General features: G+C 70.0%; 19 protein-coding genes. 4 read left to right on the top strand and 15 right to left on the bottom strand.

All coding sequences use genetic code 11. From position 1 onward, the window contains the following. Positions 1-39 precede the first annotated feature (39 nt). Positions 40-1,890 (bottom strand): dihydroxy-acid dehydratase, encoded by a 1,851-nt coding sequence (gene ilvD, locus GGQ63_RS07330; protein ID WP_183854215.1) that lies wholly within the window; start codon positions 1,888-1,890, stop codon positions 40-42. Positions 1,891-2,159: 269 nt separating this feature from the next. On the opposite strand from ilvD, the gene GGQ63_RS07325 reads away from it, so the two are divergent. Further along, entirely contained in the window at positions 2,160-3,182 is a 1,023-nt protein-coding gene (locus GGQ63_RS07325) for a TerC family protein (protein WP_183854213.1), read from the top strand. Here the strand turns inward: GGQ63_RS07325 and GGQ63_RS07320 are convergent. From GGQ63_RS07320 to GGQ63_RS07260, 13 genes are all read right to left on the bottom strand, one after another. Continuing rightward, positions 3,140-4,306, bottom strand: a complete 1,167-nt coding sequence (locus GGQ63_RS07320) for a M20 aminoacylase family protein (RefSeq protein ID WP_183854211.1) — start codon at positions 4,304-4,306, stop codon at positions 3,140-3,142. The genes GGQ63_RS07325 and GGQ63_RS07320 overlap by 43 nt on opposite strands. A 92-nt stretch (positions 4,307-4,398) precedes the next feature. Further along, positions 4,399-5,025 carry an urease accessory protein UreG gene (gene ureG, locus GGQ63_RS07315; protein ID WP_183854209.1) on the bottom strand — a complete coding sequence of 209 codons (627 nt, stop codon included), beginning with the start codon at positions 5,023-5,025 and terminating at the stop codon, positions 4,399-4,401. Then, the gene (locus GGQ63_RS07310) at positions 5,022-5,750 is read right to left on the bottom strand and encodes an urease accessory protein UreF (RefSeq protein ID WP_183854207.1); all 729 of its coding nucleotides are present in this window, start codon (positions 5,748-5,750) and stop codon (positions 5,022-5,024) included. Before GGQ63_RS07310 ends, ureG begins: the two co-directional genes overlap by 4 nt. After that, entirely contained in the window at positions 5,743-6,213 is a 471-nt protein-coding gene (locus GGQ63_RS07305) for an urease accessory protein UreE (RefSeq protein WP_183854205.1), read from the bottom strand. Before GGQ63_RS07305 ends, GGQ63_RS07310 begins: the two co-directional genes overlap by 8 nt. Continuing rightward, a complete protein-coding gene (locus GGQ63_RS07300) occupies positions 6,210-6,431 on the bottom strand; it encodes a DUF29 family protein (RefSeq protein WP_183854203.1) in 222 nt (73 codons plus the stop codon). Before GGQ63_RS07300 ends, GGQ63_RS07305 begins: the two co-directional genes overlap by 4 nt. 13 nt (positions 6,432-6,444) lie before the next feature. Next, positions 6,445-6,924 (bottom strand): DUF29 domain-containing protein, encoded by a 480-nt coding sequence (locus GGQ63_RS07295; protein WP_183854201.1) that lies wholly within the window; start codon positions 6,922-6,924, stop codon positions 6,445-6,447. 10 nt (positions 6,925-6,934) lie between these two features. Further along, positions 6,935-8,647: an urease subunit alpha gene (gene ureC, locus GGQ63_RS07290; RefSeq protein ID WP_183854199.1), complete on the bottom strand. Its 1,713-nt coding sequence runs from the start codon at positions 8,645-8,647 to the stop codon at positions 6,935-6,937. A gap of 13 nt (positions 8,648-8,660) precedes the next feature. Further along, positions 8,661-9,059 carry a type II toxin-antitoxin system VapC family toxin gene (locus GGQ63_RS07285; protein WP_183854197.1) on the bottom strand — a complete coding sequence of 133 codons (399 nt, stop codon included), beginning with the start codon at positions 9,057-9,059 and terminating at the stop codon, positions 8,661-8,663. Further along, a complete protein-coding gene (locus GGQ63_RS07280) occupies positions 9,056-9,331 on the bottom strand; it encodes an AbrB/MazE/SpoVT family DNA-binding domain-containing protein (protein ID WP_183854195.1) in 276 nt (91 codons plus the stop codon). The genes GGQ63_RS07285 and GGQ63_RS07280 overlap by 4 nt, the downstream gene beginning before the upstream one ends. Before the next feature lie 51 nt (positions 9,332-9,382). Further along, positions 9,383-9,688: an urease subunit beta gene (locus GGQ63_RS07275; RefSeq protein WP_183854193.1), complete on the bottom strand. Its 306-nt coding sequence runs from the start codon at positions 9,686-9,688 to the stop codon at positions 9,383-9,385. A gap of 19 nt (positions 9,689-9,707) precedes the next feature. Further along, positions 9,708-9,959: a DUF1272 domain-containing protein gene (locus GGQ63_RS07270; protein WP_183854191.1), complete on the bottom strand. Its 252-nt coding sequence runs from the start codon at positions 9,957-9,959 to the stop codon at positions 9,708-9,710. A gap of 4 nt (positions 9,960-9,963) precedes the next feature. Then, the gene (locus GGQ63_RS07265) at positions 9,964-10,266 is read right to left on the bottom strand and encodes an urease subunit gamma (protein ID WP_183854189.1); all 303 of its coding nucleotides are present in this window, start codon (positions 10,264-10,266) and stop codon (positions 9,964-9,966) included. 16 nt (positions 10,267-10,282) lie between these two features. Further along, on the bottom strand, positions 10,283-11,131 hold the full coding sequence (locus GGQ63_RS07260; protein WP_183854187.1) for an urease accessory protein UreD: 849 nt from the start codon (positions 11,129-11,131) through the stop codon (positions 10,283-10,285). A gap of 336 nt (positions 11,132-11,467) precedes the next feature. Here GGQ63_RS07260 and GGQ63_RS07255 point away from each other — a divergent pair, with 336 nt between their 5' ends. Together GGQ63_RS07255 and GGQ63_RS07250 are read left to right on the top strand one after the other, a co-directional pair. Further along, positions 11,468-12,655 (top strand): D-alanyl-D-alanine carboxypeptidase family protein, encoded by a 1,188-nt coding sequence (locus GGQ63_RS07255; RefSeq protein WP_246429705.1) that lies wholly within the window; start codon positions 11,468-11,470, stop codon positions 12,653-12,655. Then, entirely contained in the window at positions 12,652-13,749 is a 1,098-nt protein-coding gene (locus GGQ63_RS07250; RefSeq protein WP_183854183.1) for a CobW family GTP-binding protein, read from the top strand. The genes GGQ63_RS07255 and GGQ63_RS07250 overlap by 4 nt, the downstream gene beginning before the upstream one ends. Here GGQ63_RS07250 and GGQ63_RS07245 read toward each other — a convergent pair. Continuing rightward, positions 13,729-14,010: a sulfurtransferase TusA family protein gene (locus GGQ63_RS07245; protein ID WP_183854182.1), complete on the bottom strand. Its 282-nt coding sequence runs from the start codon at positions 14,008-14,010 to the stop codon at positions 13,729-13,731. The two genes, GGQ63_RS07250 and GGQ63_RS07245, sit on opposite strands and share 21 nt — an antisense overlap. Positions 14,011-14,534: 524 nt before the next feature. Here GGQ63_RS07245 and GGQ63_RS22000 point away from each other — a divergent pair. Further along, a complete protein-coding gene (locus tag GGQ63_RS22000) occupies positions 14,535-15,608 on the top strand; it encodes an ATP-grasp domain-containing protein (RefSeq protein WP_343061109.1) in 1,074 nt (357 codons plus the stop codon). Positions 15,609-15,611 lie beyond the last annotated feature (3 nt).

The following is a 15,611-nucleotide window of genomic DNA, read 5'->3' as shown; positions in this document are numbered from 1 at the left end:
CCGGAAGCCCTCTCCCGCAAGCGGGAGAGGGGCGGGTGCCTAACCGAGCTTCGAGACGTCGCGCACGGCGCCCTTGTCGGCGCTGGTGGCGAGGAGGGCGTAGGCCTTGAGGGCCGTCGTCACATTGCGTTTGCGCTTCTCCGCCGGCTTCCAGCCCGCCGCGCCCTTCGCCTCCATCGCGGCGCGGCGGCGGGCGAGTTCCTCGTCCGGGATGGCGATGCGGATCGTGCGGTTCGGGATGTCGATCTCGATCGGGTCGCCCGGCTCGACGAGAGCGATCGCGCCGCCCGAGGCCGCTTCCGGCGCGACATGGCCGATCGACAGGCCCGACGTGCCACCGGAGAAGCGGCCGTCTGTGACGAGCGCGCAGGCCTTGCCGAGGCCGCGCGACTTCAGATAGCTCGTCGGATAGAGCATCTCCTGCATGCCCGGCCCGCCACGCGGCCCCTCATAGCGGATGACGACGACGTCGCCCGCCTTCACCTTCTTGTTGAGGATGCCTTCCGACGCCGCGTCCTGGCTCTCGAAGATGACCGCAGGCCCGGTGAATTTGAGGATCGACTCGTCGACGCCCGCCGTCTTCACGACACAGCCGTCCGGCGCCAGATTGCCCGTCAGCACGGCGAGGCCGCCATCCTTCGAGAAGGGATGCTCGGCGTCGCGGATGGCGCCCTTCTGGCGGTCGAGATCGAGCTCGTCCCAGCGCGAGGACTGGCTGAAGGCGACCTCGGTCCGCACCCCGCCGGGCGCCGCACGGAAGAATTCGCGCACGCTCTCCGAATTGGTCTGGCGGATGTCCCAGCGGGCGATCGCCTCGCCGAGCGTCGCGGCGTGCACGGTCGGGCTGTGGAGGTTGAGGAGGCCGGCGCGGCCGAGTTCGCCGAGGATCGCCATGATGCCGCCGGCGCGGTGGACGTCTTCCATATGGACGTCCTGCTTCGCCGGCGCGACCTTGCAGAGCACCGGCACGCGGCGCGACAGCGCATCGATGTCGTCGAGCGTGAAGTCGATGCCGCCCTCGTTCGCCGCGGCGAGGATGTGCAGCACGGTGTTGGTCGAGCCGCCCATCGCGATATCGAGCGTCATCGCATTCTCGAAGGCGGCTTTCGACGCGACGGCGCGCGGCAGAACGCTCCCGTCCTCTTCTTCATAGTAGCGGCGGGTGATGTCGACGATCAGGTGGCCGGCCTCGACGAACAGGCGCTTGCGATCCGAATGGGTGGCGAGCGTCGAACCGTTGCCGGGCAGCGAGAGACCGAGCGCCTCGGTGAGGCAGTTCATCGAATTGGCCGTGAACATGCCCGAGCACGAGCCGCAGGTCGGGCAGGCGTTCTGCTCCATCAGCTGCACATCGGCGTCGGAGACCCGGTCGTCGGCGCCCGCGACCATCGCATCGACGAGATCGAGCGCGACCTGGCGGCCGCCGATGATCGCCTTGCCGGCCTCCATCGGGCCGCCCGAGACGAACACGGCCGGAATGTTGAGCCGCATCGCGGCCATCAGCATGCCGGGGGTGATCTTGTCGCAGTTCGAGATGCAGACCATGGCGTCGGCGCAATGCGCGTTGACCATGTATTCGACCGAGTCGGCGATGATCTCGCGCGACGGCAGCGAATAGAGCATGCCGTCATGCCCCATCGCGATGCCGTCATCGACCGCGATCGTGTTGAATTCCTTGGCGACGCCGCCGGCCTTCTCGATCTCGCGGGCGACCAGCTGGCCGAGATCCTTGAGATGGACGTGGCCCGGCACGAACTGGGTGAAGGAGTTCACCACCGCAATGATCGGCTTGCCGAAATCGCCCTCCCTCATGCCCGTGGCGCGCCAGAGGCCGCGCGCACCGGCCATGTTGCGGCCGTGAGTCGTGGTGCGGGAACGATAGGCAGGCATGGGTCGTCTCCGAGGGTCGCCCTCTTTGGGTGGTGAAAGCCGTTCGATCGGCTCGTCGGGGGCAGACGGTGGTCGCACAGTCCGGCCGGAATTGTCGAGAAACTTTCGCGCGAGCAGAGCTTTCGCGCCGTCCCCTCTTGCCTCCGTCACAGCGGCGCCCCATCTCCGTCGACGTGACCGGGGTCCGGGCCCCTCTGACGGTGTGGGTCGCCCACCGTGATGTCGGACCTTCTTCCCCGTTTGCGCGGCGACCGAGTGTCCTTTCCCGAATGGATCAGCTTCTTCAATTGGTCGCCGCGGACTTCCTCGGCAAGCCCGTCGGTGCGTGGCTTCTTTTCCTCGGTATCGTCGTCGCGCTGCTCGTCTTCGATCTCGGTCTCTTCAATCGCCGCGACGAGACGATCGGCGTGCGAAAAAGCCTCGTCATGTCGGCCTTCTACATCGCCGTCGCGCTCGCCTTCGGCGCCTGGGTCTGGGTCGATCACGGTCGCGAGGCGGGCCTTGCCTATCTGACCGGCTTCGTCGTCGAGAAGTCGCTCGCCCTCGACAATGTCTTCGTCATCTCGCTCATCTTCGCCGCCTTCGCCATTCCGCGCGCCTATCAGCACCGGGTGCTGTTCTGGGGCATTCTCGGCGTGCTCGTCCTGCGCGGTATCATGATCGCGGCGGGCGTCGCCCTCGTCGAGAATTTCGACTGGATCCTCTATGTCTTCGGCGCCTTCCTCGTCGTGACGGGCGTCCGCATGTTCTTCGCCGACGAGGCGCCGCAGGACATCTCGCAGAGCCGGCCGATCCGGCTCGCCCGGCGCATCCTGCCGGTGAGCCCGGAGCTCGACGGACACCACTTCTTCGTCCGGCGGCCGGATGCGCTCGGCCGGATGAAGACCTTCGTCACACCGCTCTTCCTCGCCCTCGTCGCGATCGAGTTCGCCGACGTGGTCTTCGCGGTCGACAGCGTGCCGGCGATCTTCGCCATCAGCACCGACCCCTACATCGTCTATACGAGCAACATCTTCGCCATTCTCGGCTTGCGCGCGCTCTATTTCGCGCTCGCGGCGATGGTGCACCGCTTCCACTATCTGAAATACGCGCTCGCCCTGCTGCTCGTCGTGGTCGGCGGCAAGATCTTCGTCAACCAGATCTGGGGCAAGGTCGATCCGGCGATCTCGCTCGGCCTCACCCTCGCGATTCTGGCCGGCGGCGTGCTCTTCTCGCTATGGAAGAGCCCGCCCGCCGGTCACGGCACGGTTCAGCCGGGTGCGAGCGCCCGCTCGACCAGCCTCACCCAGTAGGACGCGCCGACGGGCAGCGCCGCGTCGTTGAAATCGTAGTGCGGGTTGTGCAGACCCGCACTCGGCCCGTTGCCGATGAAGATGAAGGCGCCGGGCCGGGCCTCGAGCATATAGGCGAAGTCCTCGCCCGCCATCATCGGCGCGGCCTCCGTGGAGACACGGTCCGCGCCGACCACTTCGGCCGCCACCTCCGCGGCGAAGCCCGTCTCGGCGGCGTGATTGCGCGTCACCGGATAGTTCCGGTTGTATTCGACATCGATGATCGCGCCGTGCGCCGCGGCGACGCCGGCGGCGATCTCGCGGATCCGCCGCTCGGCGAGATCGCGCGTCTCCGCCTTCAGCGTGCGCACCGTGCCGCCGAGCCGCGCGGTCTCCGGAATGACGTTGTGCGCGTCGCCGGCATGGAACTTCGTTACCGAGACGACCAGCGAATCGAGCGGATCGACGGTGCGCGAGACGATCGTCTGCATCGCGCCGACGAGCTGCGCGCCGATCATCACCGTGTCGACCGTCTCCTGCGGCCGGGCCGCATGGCCGCCGCGGCCCCGGATCGTCAGGTTGAACTCGTCGGTCGAGGCCATGATCGGGCCGTTGCGGATGGCGAAGCGGCCGACATCGAGCCCGGGCAGATTGTGCATGCCATAGACCTGGTCGATGCCGAAGCGCTCCATCAGCCCGTCCTCGACCATTTCCCGGCCGCCGCCGCCGCCCTCCTCCGCCGGCTGGAAGATCACCACCGCGGTGCCCGCGAAATTGCGCGTCTCGGCGAGATGGCGCGCCGCCGCGAGCAGCATGGCGGCATGGCCGTCGTGACCGCAGGCGTGCATGGCGCCCGGAATGGTGGAGGCGTAGGCGGCGCCGGTCGCCTCCTCGATCGGCAGCGCATCCATGTCGGAACGCAGCCCGATCGTGCCGCCCGGACCGCGATTGCCCCGGATGACGCCGACGACGCCGGTTCGCCCGAGCCCGGTGACGATCTCGTCGACGCCGAATTCTCCGAGCCGCGCGGCGACGAAAGCAGCGGTGCGGTGCACGTCGAACAGGATCTCGGGATGGCGGTGCAGCTCGTGACGCCAGCCCACGGCCTCCTCATGGAACTCCGCGACACGGTTGATGATCGGCATGACGGCTCCTTGGAACGCGACCACGACTATAGCCCGCCCGCAACGGCCGACGCCATGCAGGGATCGGGCCGTGGCGAGCGCGGCGGCGTGGCTCAGGCGGCGCGGGCGAGGCCGCCCGCCCGCTCGATGAAGGCGACGACCTCACCGACATTGTGGCCGGACCGCACATTGGTGAAGACGAAGGGCCGCTGGCCCCGCATCTTTTTCGCGTCCCGGTCCATCACCTCGAGCGAGGCCCCCACCATCGGCGCGAGATCGATCTTGTTGATGACGAGGAGGTCGGAGCGGGTGATGCCGGGGCCGCCCTTCCTCGGGATCTTGTCGCCCGCCGAGACGTCGATGACGTAGATCGTCAGGTCGGCGAGCTCGGGCGAGAAGGTGGCCGCGAGATTGTCGCCGCCCGATTCGATCAGGATCACGTCGAGGCCGGGGAAGCGTTTGTTGAGATCGGCGACCGCGGCGAGATTGATCGAGGCGTCCTCGCGGATCGCCGTGTGCGGGCAGCCGCCCGTCTCCACCCCCATGATGCGGTCCGGTTCGAGCGCGCCCGAACGGGTCAGGAACTCGGCGTCCTCCTTGGTGTAGATGTCGTTGGTGATCGCGGCGATGTCGAACCGGTCCCGGAGCGCCTTGCAGAGCGCATCCATCAGCGCCGTCTTGCCGGAGCCGACCGGGCCGCCGACGCCGACGCGCAAGGGTCCGTTGAGCGAGCGGGTCATGAGCGGAACAGCCTCGTATACTGGGTTTCGTGCTTCATGCTGGCGATGTCGGCGCGGAACGCCGCGCCGCCGAGATCGTCGAGCGGGCGGCCGCGGCTCGCCGCCACCGCCGCGGCGACCTCGGGGCCGAGACCGGCGATGATCCGCTGCCCGTCGGTCTGGCCGAGCGGCACGGCGCGGATGCCGGCCGAGACGATGTTGGCGACGAAGGCGGCGAGGAAGGCGTGCAGCGCCGGCTCGACCGGAACGCCGTGCGCCGCGGCGGCCGACGCCACGGCGACGGCATAGGTCGGCCCCTCGAGGGGCTCGAGCGCCGCGGCGAGCCCCTCGAGCGCCGGCGCGTCCCAGGCGGCGCGGATGGCCCCGAGAAAGGCGCGGCCCTGCGCATTCGCCTCGAGACGCCGCTCGGCGGAAGGCTGGAAGGCCTCGGCGAGTTCGGCGATGGCGGCGAGTCCGGCACCGTCGCCCCGCGCCGCCGCGGCGTGCGCATGGCGGAAGAGGATGGCGTCGGACCGGCCGGCGCCATGGGCGAGCAGGGCGCCGATCCAGGCGCGCAGATAGGCGGCGGTGGCGACCGTGCCGTCCTCGATCGCCCATTCGAGGCCGTGGCTGTAGGTGTAGGCCCCGACCGGGAAGGACGGCGACAGCCAGGCGAGCAGCCGGTGCAACGCCGCGGGATCGACGCGGTCCTCGAGCGCCGCCGGCGCGACAGCGCCGTCAGCCATGATGGTGCCCGTGATCGTGGCCGTGCACCCGGCCATGGCCATAGGCGCCGCCCTCCGGATCGAACGGCGCGGAGACCGGGGTGACGATCGCGCCGAGACCGGCGAGCATCGCCTCGATGACATGGTCGCGCCGGATCCGCAGGCGGTCGCCGAGCAGTTGCGTCGGCAGATGCCGGTTGCCGAGATGCCAGGCGATGCGCACGAGATGGGCGGCGTCCTGTGCGCTCACCTCGACGAGCGCCTCCGCCTCCGCCTCGACGGCGACGACGCGGCCGTCCTCGAGCAGAAGCCCGTCGCCGTGCTTCAAGGCGACCGCCTCCGGCAGGTCGAGCAGGAAGAAGGTTCCGCCCCTGCCGGCCATGGCGATCCGCCGCCGGTGGCGGGCGTCGAAATCGAGCACGACGGTATCGGCCGGGGCGCCGGACCACGAGCCGGCGGGCGAGACGGACAAAGCGCGGATCATGCCATCAGTCGCCCAACGGGTCTTCGGGATGCCAGGGCGAGCCGGCCGCGGATTTCGCTCCGCTGCGATCGGCCCACGCTCGCGATCTCCTCGGCGACGTTCTCCCAATCGATCTCGTCGTGCCGCCGCCGGCGCAGATGCTCCGCCTGGTCCTGCGTCCAGGCGTAGAAATCCGCGTCATATCCGGAGGCGTTGCGCGTCGCCGCTTTCGTGCTCATCGGCAGACCCCGCTCATCGTTCCGCGCCCGGAAAGAAGTCCGGATCGAGAACCTGCTCGACCGTATAGGGGCAGCGTGCCGGGAAGGCCGAAACCGGGAGCCCCGTCTCGTCGGCCGGGTAGAGCACGGCCGTCCCGTATTCCTCCTCCAGCACTTCGGCGGAATGGATCTTCAGGCTCGGGCTCTCGCGAAGCCGCTTGGCTATTCTCTTGCGCTGCTCGAAGATAGTCGCCCGCCAGCCCGTCTTCCGGCCCGAAGGCTGGTAGTCCCACTTCAGAAGATGCTGCAGCAGCACGGCGAGACGGCTTTCGATCTCGCTCTTTTCGCTGTTCGCCAAGCTCTTTATCTCATCCGCGAGATGATCCCAGTCGAGCTGCTCGGTCCGCCGCTGTTCGAGAGCCGTGGCCTGGCTCTTCGCCCACGCAAAAAAGTCCGTCTCATGCGCGACGGGAACATTCGACGGCCGTTCGGCGAGCTTCGGCTTGGTGCTCATGCCCCCGATTTTAGAACAGGAAGTAGCGCTGCGCCATCGGCAGGCTCTTCGCCGGCTGGCAGGTGAGGAGTTCGCCGTCGGCGCGCACCTCATAGGTCTCGGGGTCGACCTCGATCGTCGGCGTCGCGGAATTCAGCACCATCGAGGCCTTGGAGATGCCGCCGCGGGTGTTTTCGACCGGCACCAGCGCCTTTTCGACGCCGAGCCGGCCGGCGAGCCCGTTCGCCGCCGCGGCCTTGGAGACGAAGGTGACCGAGGAGGCGGTGAGCGCCTTGCCGAACGCCCCGAACATCGGCCGGTAATGCACGGGCTGCGGCGTCGGGATCGAGGCGTTCGGATCGCCCATCGGCGCCGCGGCGATCGAGCCGCCGATCAGCACCATGTCCGGCTTGACGCCGAAGAAGGCCGGCGACCACAGCACGAGGTCCGCCCGCTTGCCGACCGCGATCGAGCCGATGTGCTGCGACAGGCCGTGCGCGATCGCCGGGTTGATCGTGTATTTGGCGACGTAGCGCTTGACGCGGAAATTGTCGTTGTCGCCCGTCTCCTCCGGCAGCCGGCCGCGCTGCTGCTTCATCTTGTGCGCGGTCTGCCAGGTGCGGATGATCACCTCGCCGACGCGGCCCATCGCCTGGCTGTCCGAGGAGATGATCGAGAACGCCCCGATGTCGTGCAGGATGTCCTCCGCCGCGATCGTCTCCTTGCGGATGCGGCTCTCGGCGAAGGCGACATCCTCGGGGATCGAGGCGTCGAGATGGTGGCAGACCATGAGCATGTCGAGGTGCTCCTCGAGCGTGTTCACGGTGTAGGGCCGGGTCGGATTGGTCGAGGACGGGATGACGTTCGCGAGGCCCGCCACCTTGATGATGTCGGGTGCATGGCCGCCGCCGGCACCCTCGGTGTGGAAGGCGTGGATGGTCCGGCCCTTCAGCGCCGCGATCGTGTCCTCGACGAAGCCGGATTCGTTCAGCGTGTCGGTGTGGATCATCACCTGCACGTCGTAGTCGTCGGCGACCGAGAGGCAGTTGTCGATCGCCGCCGGGGTCGTGCCCCAGTCCTCGTGCAGCTTCAGGCAGGAGGCGCCGGCCTCGATCATCTCGACGAGCGCGCCGGGCAGCGAGGCATTGCCCTTGCCGGCGAGCGCGATGTTCATCGGGAAGGCGTCCATCGCCTGGATCATCCGGGCGATGTGCCAGGGGCCGGGCGTGCAGGTGGTGGCGAGCGTGCCGTGCGCCGGGCCGGTGCCGCCACCGAGCATGGTGGTGAGGCCGGAATAGAGCGCCTCGTCGATCTGCTGCGGGCAGATGAAGTGGATGTGGGCGTCCATGCCGCCGGCCGTCAGGATCTTGCCTTCGCCGGCGATCGCCTCGGTGCCCGGGCCGATGACGATGTCGACGCCCGGCTGCACATCCGGATTGCCGGCCTTGCCGATCGCCACGATCCGCCCGTCCTTGAGGCCGACATCGGCCTTGACGATGCCCCATGTGTCGATGATCAGCGCATTGGTGATCACGGTGTCGACGGCGCCCTCGGCGCGGGTGCGCTGCGACTGGCCCATGCCGTCACGGATCACCTTGCCGCCGCCGAACTTCACCTCCTCGCCATAGGTCGTCAGATCCTTCTCGACCTCGACGACGAGATCGGTGTCGGCGAGCCGCACCCTGTCGCCCACGGTGGGGCCGAACATCGCGGCATAGGCCGAACGGGAGATCTTCGCGGGCATGGCGGCGGTCCCTTCAATTGCGGAGCAAGGCGAAATCTTCGGCTTTCGCGACACCGGCATCGAATGTGTAGGTCACCGCCGCGCCATGGCGGCGGTTGAGAAGCGCGATCAGGTGGTCGGGGATGTCCCCCCCGGTCTCGCGCGCACGGTGCACCGCCTCGCGCAGCAGATCCTTCTCGGGAACGAAAAGACGTACATGCTCGGTCAGATGGCGCGCCACGACGGCGAGGCTGTCGGCATCGAACCGGTAGGCCCGCCGCAGCGTCCACATCAGTTCGACGATCACGACGATGTTGACGACGGCGTGCTCCCCATCGGGAAGCGCTTCGATGAGGTCGAGCGCCCGGCGGCGCTGCGCCGCGTCGTCGGCGGCGTAGAGACGGACCAGCACATTGGTGTCGAGGCCGATCATTCGGCCGCAGACCGGCTTCCCCGGCGGCGCGGCGCGTTCTTCGCTGCCAGATGATCGGCGATCGCCTCGTCCATCTCGCGGGGCGAGAGCGGCGGCCGTCGGGCTTTGCCGAGTTCGGGGAAGCCGTCCGTCAGATGGTGGAAATAGACATGGCCGTCGAGCGTCACGAAGAACTCGACCTCGGCACCCGGCTCGATGCCGAGCCTCTCCCGCAGTTCGGGCGGCAACCGCACCGACCCGTCCTCGGCCACCTTCGCCGTGAAGCTGGGCATCGCTCGAACCTCCCGCGCTGCGCCCGGTCCGGCAGTCTATCACGGCTCTCCTCACAGGCCGCCCATGACCTTTTGCTGAAAGCCGTAGATCGTCCGTCCGCCGCCATAGGGGACGAGCGTGACGCTGCGGGTCTGGCCCGGCTCGAAGCGGACCGCCGTGCCGGCGGCAATGTCGAGCCGCATGCCGCGCGCCTTGTCGCGGTCGAAGGCGAGCGCGCCGTTCGTCTCGAAGAAATGATAGTGGCTGCCGACCTGGACCGGCCGGTCGCCGGTGTTCGACACCTCGATCGTCACGGTCGGCTGGCCGGCGTTCAGCTCGATCTCGCCCGCGGCGGGCATGATCTCTCCGGGAATCATCGTCGATCCTCCTCGCTCGTCAGGACAGGGCCGGGGCGCAGCCGCCGGCCTTCACCACCCGCTCGGCGGAGGCGGGGAAACGCGTCAGCTTTCCGGCCGGCCGGACCGGCCGGCGGACCAGCTCGCCGCCGCAATTCGGGCAGGCACCGGCGAGCACGCCGGTCGCGCAATCGGCGCAGAAGGTGCACTCGAAGCTGCAGATCATGGCGTCGCGACTTTCGGGCGGCAGGTCGCGGTCGCAGCACTCGCAATTGGGGCGCAGCGCGAGCATCGGCCTACCGGATCGGCTCGTGAACGGTGACGAGCTTCGTCCCGTCGGGGAAGGTCGCCTCGACCTGGACGTCGTGGATCATCTCGGCGACGCCCTCCATCACCTGCGCGCGGGTGACGACATGGGCGCCCGCCTCCATCAGATCGGCGACCGAGCGACCGTCGCGCGCGCCCTCGACGACGAAATCGGTGATGAGGGCGATCGCCTCGGGATGGTTGAGCTTGACGCCGCGCTCGAGCCTCTTGCGGGCGACGATCGCCGCCATGGCGACGAGCAGCTTGTCCTTCTCGCGCGGCGTCAGATTCATCGGCTCTCTCCGAACATCAGCAATGCCAGACCCGCGGCAGCGGCCTGCCGCACAGGAATTCGAGGATGGGGACGGTCGCCGCCCGCAGCGCCCGGCCGTCGACGGCGAGGATACGGAAGACGATCAGCCCGGCAAAGACGCTGACGCCGATCTCGCCCGGCAGGCCGGCGGCGAGATCGCGCGCAGCATCGCGCCGCTCGGCCGCCCCCTCGGCCACCTGCAGGATGGTCGCGACCGCCCGCGCCCCGCCGCCGGTCGCGCCGCCTTCGAGCACGGCCGCGGCATCGCCCTCGATCGCCACACCGTCGGCATAGACGAGCCGGCCCTGGCGCCGGATCCGCCAGCGATCGGACAGGGCCACATCCCGCACGGTCTCGCCCATCGCGGTACGGCCGAAGACGAGGCTCTCGATGGCCGTGAAGGCCGCACCGGCGCCGAGATCGACCTCGAGCCGGCGCGACAGCGCCGACCCGTCGAAGAGAATCGTTTCCTGCGGCAGCCAGTCGAGCCGGGCGCCGTCGCCCGCGGCAAGTCGGCTCTCGACGACGCCGATTCCGGCCGACCGGCGATAGATCCGCTCGGCGGCCTGGGTGGTCGCGACGAGGGATGCTCCCGCCTGCGCCTCGACCTCATAGAGCAGCACGTCGCCGCCGGTGATACCGCCGGATGTGTTGATCAGCACGGCTTCCGGCGGCCGGCCGGGCTCGACCCGCGGCAGGCGCACCTTGGCGCAGCCCTGCTGATAAAAGGTGTCGAGCCGGTCCCGGCCGTCCGTTCTGCGGAACACGACGCGGGCATGGCCGCGCGCGCGCTCGAGGGCCACCGCCCCGCCGCCGCCCGCCGCCGCCTCGTCGACACTCCGCATCCCGTCTCCATCCGATCCCGCGGGTCCGACGACCCGGTGCTGCCCGTCTCGCGGCCCGAGGCCGATCGTTTGCAAGGCGCGGGCCGCTGCACGAAAGCACACATGACGGGCCTCACGTCCGACGGCAACGCGGCCTCGCCGCCCGCAAACTGAGCACATTGCACACCGCAGAGGCAAAGACCGATGGCGGCGGGAGACGCAGCCCGGGCACCAGCCGACCGGGCTTTTGCCAAAATCGCGGTATTGAGGTATCAGAGTGCGGCGCACGGCCGAACCTCCCCTCAGAAGAGGGCGCCGCCGACCCCCCGACGTCAGAGACGGACCGGACCGAACGTGATGCGATTCCCCGCAAGGCTTCTCGCGGCCCTCTCGGCCTTCCTTCTCCTCGCCATCGCCTCGGCCCGGGCACTCGATACGCCCTATATGGTGGTCGACGTCGATTCGGGCGCCGTGCTCGCCGCGCGCAATCCGCACCAGCTCTGGTATCCGGCCTCGATCACCAAGCTGATGACCGCCTATGTCACCTTCAAGGCGCTGCGCGACGGCACGCTGAAGCCCGATACCGAAGTGATCGTCTCGGCCCATGCGCTCGGCGAGCCGCCCAGCAAGATGGGATTCCGCGCCGGCACCCGCATCGCCATCGACGACGCGCTGAAGATGATGATCGTCCGCTCGGCGAACGACATCGCGATGGCGATCGCCGAGACGGTCGGCGGCAGCGAGGAGGGCTTCGTCGCGATGATGAACCGCGAGGCGGCCCGGCTCGGCATGAGCTCGACCCGCTATCACAACCCGAACGGCCTGCCCGATCCGGGCCAGATCACCACGGCGCGCGACCTCGCCGTGCTCGCCCGCGCGCTGTGGACCGACTTTCCCGAGCGGCGCGACCTCTTCTCCATTCCGGCGATCCGCGCCGGCAAGCGCGTGCTGCGCTCGCAGAACGCCCTGCTCGAGCGTTATCGCGGCACGAACGGCATGAAGACCGGCTTCATCTGCGCCTCCGGCTTCAACATCGTCGCCACCGCCCGGCGCGACGGCCACATGCTGATGGCGGTGGTGCTCGGCGCCCCGTCCGCCGCCGACCGTTCGGAAATGGCCGCCCGCCTGCTCAACAAGGGCTTCGGCAGCCTGGCGCTTCCGGGCAGCCGGCCGAGCCTCGCCGGGTTCCGCGGCGCCTCGCCGCAGCCCACCCCGGTCGACCTGCGCGACGCGATCTGCCGCAAGGCCCCGCAGAGCGACGAGGGGCCGGACGATCTGCTCGTCGAGGAGGGTCCGAAGGGCGGCAGCGCGCTCGAGCCGCGCTTCGTGCTGCGCGATCCGGTCACGGTGACGACGCTCGGGACGATCCAGACCGCCGCCACGCCGACGGTGGCGGGCGGAGCGGGCGGATCGACCGCGACGCCCCGACCCCGGCCGCGGCCGACTGCGGCGGGCCGCGAGATCGTCATCGGCCAGCCTTTCGATTCGGAGGCGCTCGGCGATGCCGGCGGCGATGCGCCGCTCGCCATCGCGCCGCTGCAATGAACGGCGTGCGGCCCCGCAAGCCGCCGATCCCGCTCACTGTGCTGACCGGCTTTCTCGGCGCCGGCAAGACGACGCTGCTCAACCGCCTGCTCGCCGATCCGGCGCTCGCCGGCACGGCGGTGATCGTCAACGAGTTCGGTTCGATCGGCCTCGACCACCTGTTCCTCGCCGGCGCCGAGGACGGCGTGATCGGACTCGCCTCCGGCTGCCTCTGCTGCACCATCCGCAGCACGCTCGTCGCGACGCTCGAAGACCTGCTGCGCGGGCTCGACAACGCCCGTCTCGCCAGGCTCGACCGCGTCGTCATCGAGACCACCGGCCTCGCCGACCCGGTGCCGGTGCTGCAATCGGTGCTCCTTCACCCCTATCTGTCGCTGCGCTACCGGCTCGACGGCGTCGTCGCCGTGGTCGACGCGGTGAATGGCGGCGCGACGCTCGACGCGCATGAGGAGGCGCGCAAGCAGGTCGCCGTGGCGGATCGCGTCGTGCTGTCGAAGACCGATCTCGGCGGCACCGATGCCGCGGCGCTGAAGGCGCGGATCGAGGCGCTCAATCCGGGCGTGCCCGTTCTCGAGGCCGCCACGGGCGCGGCCAATTCCGATGCGCTCTTCGCCGCCGGGCCGTTCTCGCTCGCCGCCAAGCCGGAGGCGGTGCGCGGCTGGCTCGCCGTCGAGGCGGCGGACCATCATCACCAACATCACGACGTCAACCGTCACGATGCGCGCATCCGCGCCCATGTCGCGCTGCGCGACCGGCCGATCGCGGCGGGACAGTTGGAGGCGTTTCTCGAGCGGCTCTCGGCCTTTCTCGGCGACCGGCTGCTGCGCCTGAAGGCGATCGTCGATGTCGCCGAACAGCCCGGCCGGCCGGTCGTGCTGCACGCCGTGCAGACGCTGTTCCATCCGCCCGTCACGCTCGCCGTGTGGCCCGACGCCGACCACCGCTCGCGCCTCGTGCTGATCGGCCGCGATCTCGAGGCGGGCGCGGTCGAGGACCTGCTCGCCGCCTTCACCGGCGCGCCGCGGGCCGACACCGCCGATCTCGCCGCGCTCCTCGACAACCCGCTGGCGCTCTCAGGCCGGCCCGGCGCCTGAGCCGCGGCGGATCAGGAAGCGCAGCACCGGCCGTTCGGCCGGGCCGTCGCGCTCCTGGTGCAACAGGACGTGACCGTCCTGCCGCGCCAGATGCGGCAGATCGATCGCCGCCATCGGATCGGTCGCCTCGACGAGCAGCGTCTTCCCCGCTGCGAGCCCGGCGAGCGCCTTGCGCGCCCTCAGCACCGGCAGCGGACAGGCGAGCCCGCGGCAGTCGAGCACGCGGTCCGGAACGGGCGATCGGCAATCGTCCTGGCTCATCCGCCACCCTCCGATCGGACGGGCGCCGCCCCCTCTCCCGCCGGGGAAGTCGGCTGTTGCCGACTTCGCCTTTTCCGCGCTCGGCTCGGCAACAGCCGAGCCGAGTGGGAGAGGGCCGAGGTGAGGGCCTTCTCTCGGTTGACGAAACAGGACACCCTCACCCTCCGCATCGAACCTCGCTTCGCTCGCCAGGATGCGAGGCCCTCTCCGGCGAGCGGGGGAGGGGGGCCGGCGTCGGGCCAGCAACGCCGGGAACGGTTGCTCCCGCTCCTAGCCCCCCGCCGGCGGGTTCGCAAGGCGGGCGGCGCTCTGCTATGAAGGCCTGCGCCAGAACGGCGTGATCGCGGAGGAGAGCCCTCCACCCGACTGCCGGCTGCCCGTTGTCCCCTCGCCCCCCGCAATCGTCCACTCCCCCGCTCGATGGGTCCCGACCGGCGCCGCGCGGCGCCGTCATCCTCGGCGGCGCACACGGCACGCTCGCGCTCGCCCGCAGCCTCGCCAGACGGGGCCTCGCGGTCTGGCGCGTGAGCGACGATTCCCCGCTGCCGTCCTGGTCGCGCCGGGTGACGCGGACGCTCGCATGGGCGGGGCCGGACGATCCCGGCGCGCTCGCCTTCCTCATCGCCGCCGCGGAGCGCCACGATCTGGCGGGCTTCCTGCTCGTCGCCGCCTCCGATGCCGACGTCCGCTTCGTGTCGCGGAACGCCACCCTCCTCGCGGGACACTTTCGCCTCACTTTGCCGGAGTGGGAGACGCTTCGCGTGCTCTGCGAGAAGCCGCGCCTCTACGGCCAGGCCGAGGCGCTCGGGCTCGGCTATCCCCGCGTCTGGCGGGCGGACGGGCGCGACGCCGCGGCGATCCGCTTCCCGGTCGTCATGAAGCCCGCCATGGGCGGCGGCCGCAGCCGTCTCGCGCGGGCAAAGGTCATCCGCATCGACGATGCGGCGACGCTCGCCGCCCTCTTCGCCGAGGCATCGGGCGAGATGAACGCCGACGATATCGTCGTGCAGGAGCTGATCCCCGGCGGCGGCGAAAGCCAGTATTCCTATGCCGGCCTGTGGCGCGACGGTGTGCCCGTCGCCGAGTTCACGGCGCGGCGGCTGCGGCAATACCCGATCGATTTCGGCTATACGAGCACCTGTGTCGAGACCGTCGATGCGCCCGATGTCGCCGCCGCGGCCCGCCGCCTGCTCGCCGCGACGCGCCATCACGGCCTGATCGAGGTCGAGTTCAAGCGCGATCCCGAAGGCCGCCTGCGGCTGCTCGACGCCAACCCGCGGCCCTGGTCATGGTTCGGCCTCGCCGCCGCGGCGGGGCTCGACCTCGGCGCCCTGCTCGCCGCGGATGCGGCGCCCGCACCGGGTCGCCCGGTCGCCACGGCGCGCACCGGCGTCGCCTGGATCTATCTCGCCCGCGATCTCGCCGCGGCGCTCCGCCTCGTCGGCCGCGGTGCGCTCGGGCCGCGCGCCTATCTGCGCTCGCTCGGCCGGGTGCGCGCCTTCGCCGCCTTCGCCGCCGACGACCCGCTGCCCGGGCTCGTCGACCTGCCGCTCACTGCCTGGCGCGTGCTCGTCCGGCGTGTCCTCAAGCTGCGCTAGGGA

The sequence above is a fragment of the Prosthecomicrobium pneumaticum genome (genome assembly GCF_014199915.1).
Classification (GTDB): domain Bacteria; phylum Pseudomonadota; class Alphaproteobacteria; order Rhizobiales; family Kaistiaceae; genus Prosthecomicrobium; species Prosthecomicrobium pneumaticum.
The sequence above is the reverse complement of the archived record's forward strand: the minus strand, read 5'-3'. Positions and strand labels throughout refer to the sequence as shown.

Coding starts and splice junctions, on each gene's coding strand:
- ilvD (WP_183854215.1), bottom strand. CDS start 1,890: ATGCCTGCCTATCGTTCCCGCACCACGACTCACGGCCGCAACATGGCC.
- GGQ63_RS07325 (WP_183854213.1), top strand. CDS start 2,160: ATGGATCAGCTTCTTCAATTGGTCGCCGCGGACTTCCTCGGCAAGCCC.
- GGQ63_RS07320 (WP_183854211.1), bottom strand. CDS start 4,306: ATGCCGATCATCAACCGTGTCGCGGAGTTCCATGAGGAGGCCGTGGGC.
- ureG (WP_183854209.1), bottom strand. CDS start 5,025: ATGACCCGCTCGCTCAACGGACCCTTGCGCGTCGGCGTCGGCGGCCCG.
- GGQ63_RS07310 (WP_183854207.1), bottom strand. CDS start 5,750: ATGGCTGACGGCGCTGTCGCGCCGGCGGCGCTCGAGGACCGCGTCGAT.
- GGQ63_RS07305 (WP_183854205.1), bottom strand. CDS start 6,213: ATGATCCGCGCTTTGTCCGTCTCGCCCGCCGGCTCGTGGTCCGGCGCC.
- GGQ63_RS07300 (WP_183854203.1), bottom strand. CDS start 6,431: ATGAGCACGAAAGCGGCGACGCGCAACGCCTCCGGATATGACGCGGAT.
- GGQ63_RS07295 (WP_183854201.1), bottom strand. CDS start 6,924: ATGAGCACCAAGCCGAAGCTCGCCGAACGGCCGTCGAATGTTCCCGTC.
- ureC (WP_183854199.1), bottom strand. CDS start 8,647: ATGCCCGCGAAGATCTCCCGTTCGGCCTATGCCGCGATGTTCGGCCCC.
- GGQ63_RS07285 (WP_183854197.1), bottom strand. CDS start 9,059: ATGATCGGCCTCGACACCAATGTGCTGGTCCGTCTCTACGCCGCCGAC.
- GGQ63_RS07280 (WP_183854195.1), bottom strand. CDS start 9,331: ATGCCCAGCTTCACGGCGAAGGTGGCCGAGGACGGGTCGGTGCGGTTG.
- GGQ63_RS07275 (WP_183854193.1), bottom strand. CDS start 9,688: ATGATTCCCGGAGAGATCATGCCCGCCGCGGGCGAGATCGAGCTGAAC.
- GGQ63_RS07270 (WP_183854191.1), bottom strand. CDS start 9,959: ATGCTCGCGCTGCGCCCCAATTGCGAGTGCTGCGACCGCGACCTGCCG.
- GGQ63_RS07265 (WP_183854189.1), bottom strand. CDS start 10,266: ATGAATCTGACGCCGCGCGAGAAGGACAAGCTGCTCGTCGCCATGGCG.
- GGQ63_RS07260 (WP_183854187.1), bottom strand. CDS start 11,131: ATGCGGAGTGTCGACGAGGCGGCGGCGGGCGGCGGCGGGGCGGTGGCC.
- GGQ63_RS07255 (WP_246429705.1), top strand. CDS start 11,468: ATGCGATTCCCCGCAAGGCTTCTCGCGGCCCTCTCGGCCTTCCTTCTC.
- GGQ63_RS07250 (WP_183854183.1), top strand. CDS start 12,652: ATGAACGGCGTGCGGCCCCGCAAGCCGCCGATCCCGCTCACTGTGCTG.
- GGQ63_RS07245 (WP_183854182.1), bottom strand. CDS start 14,010: ATGAGCCAGGACGATTGCCGATCGCCCGTTCCGGACCGCGTGCTCGAC.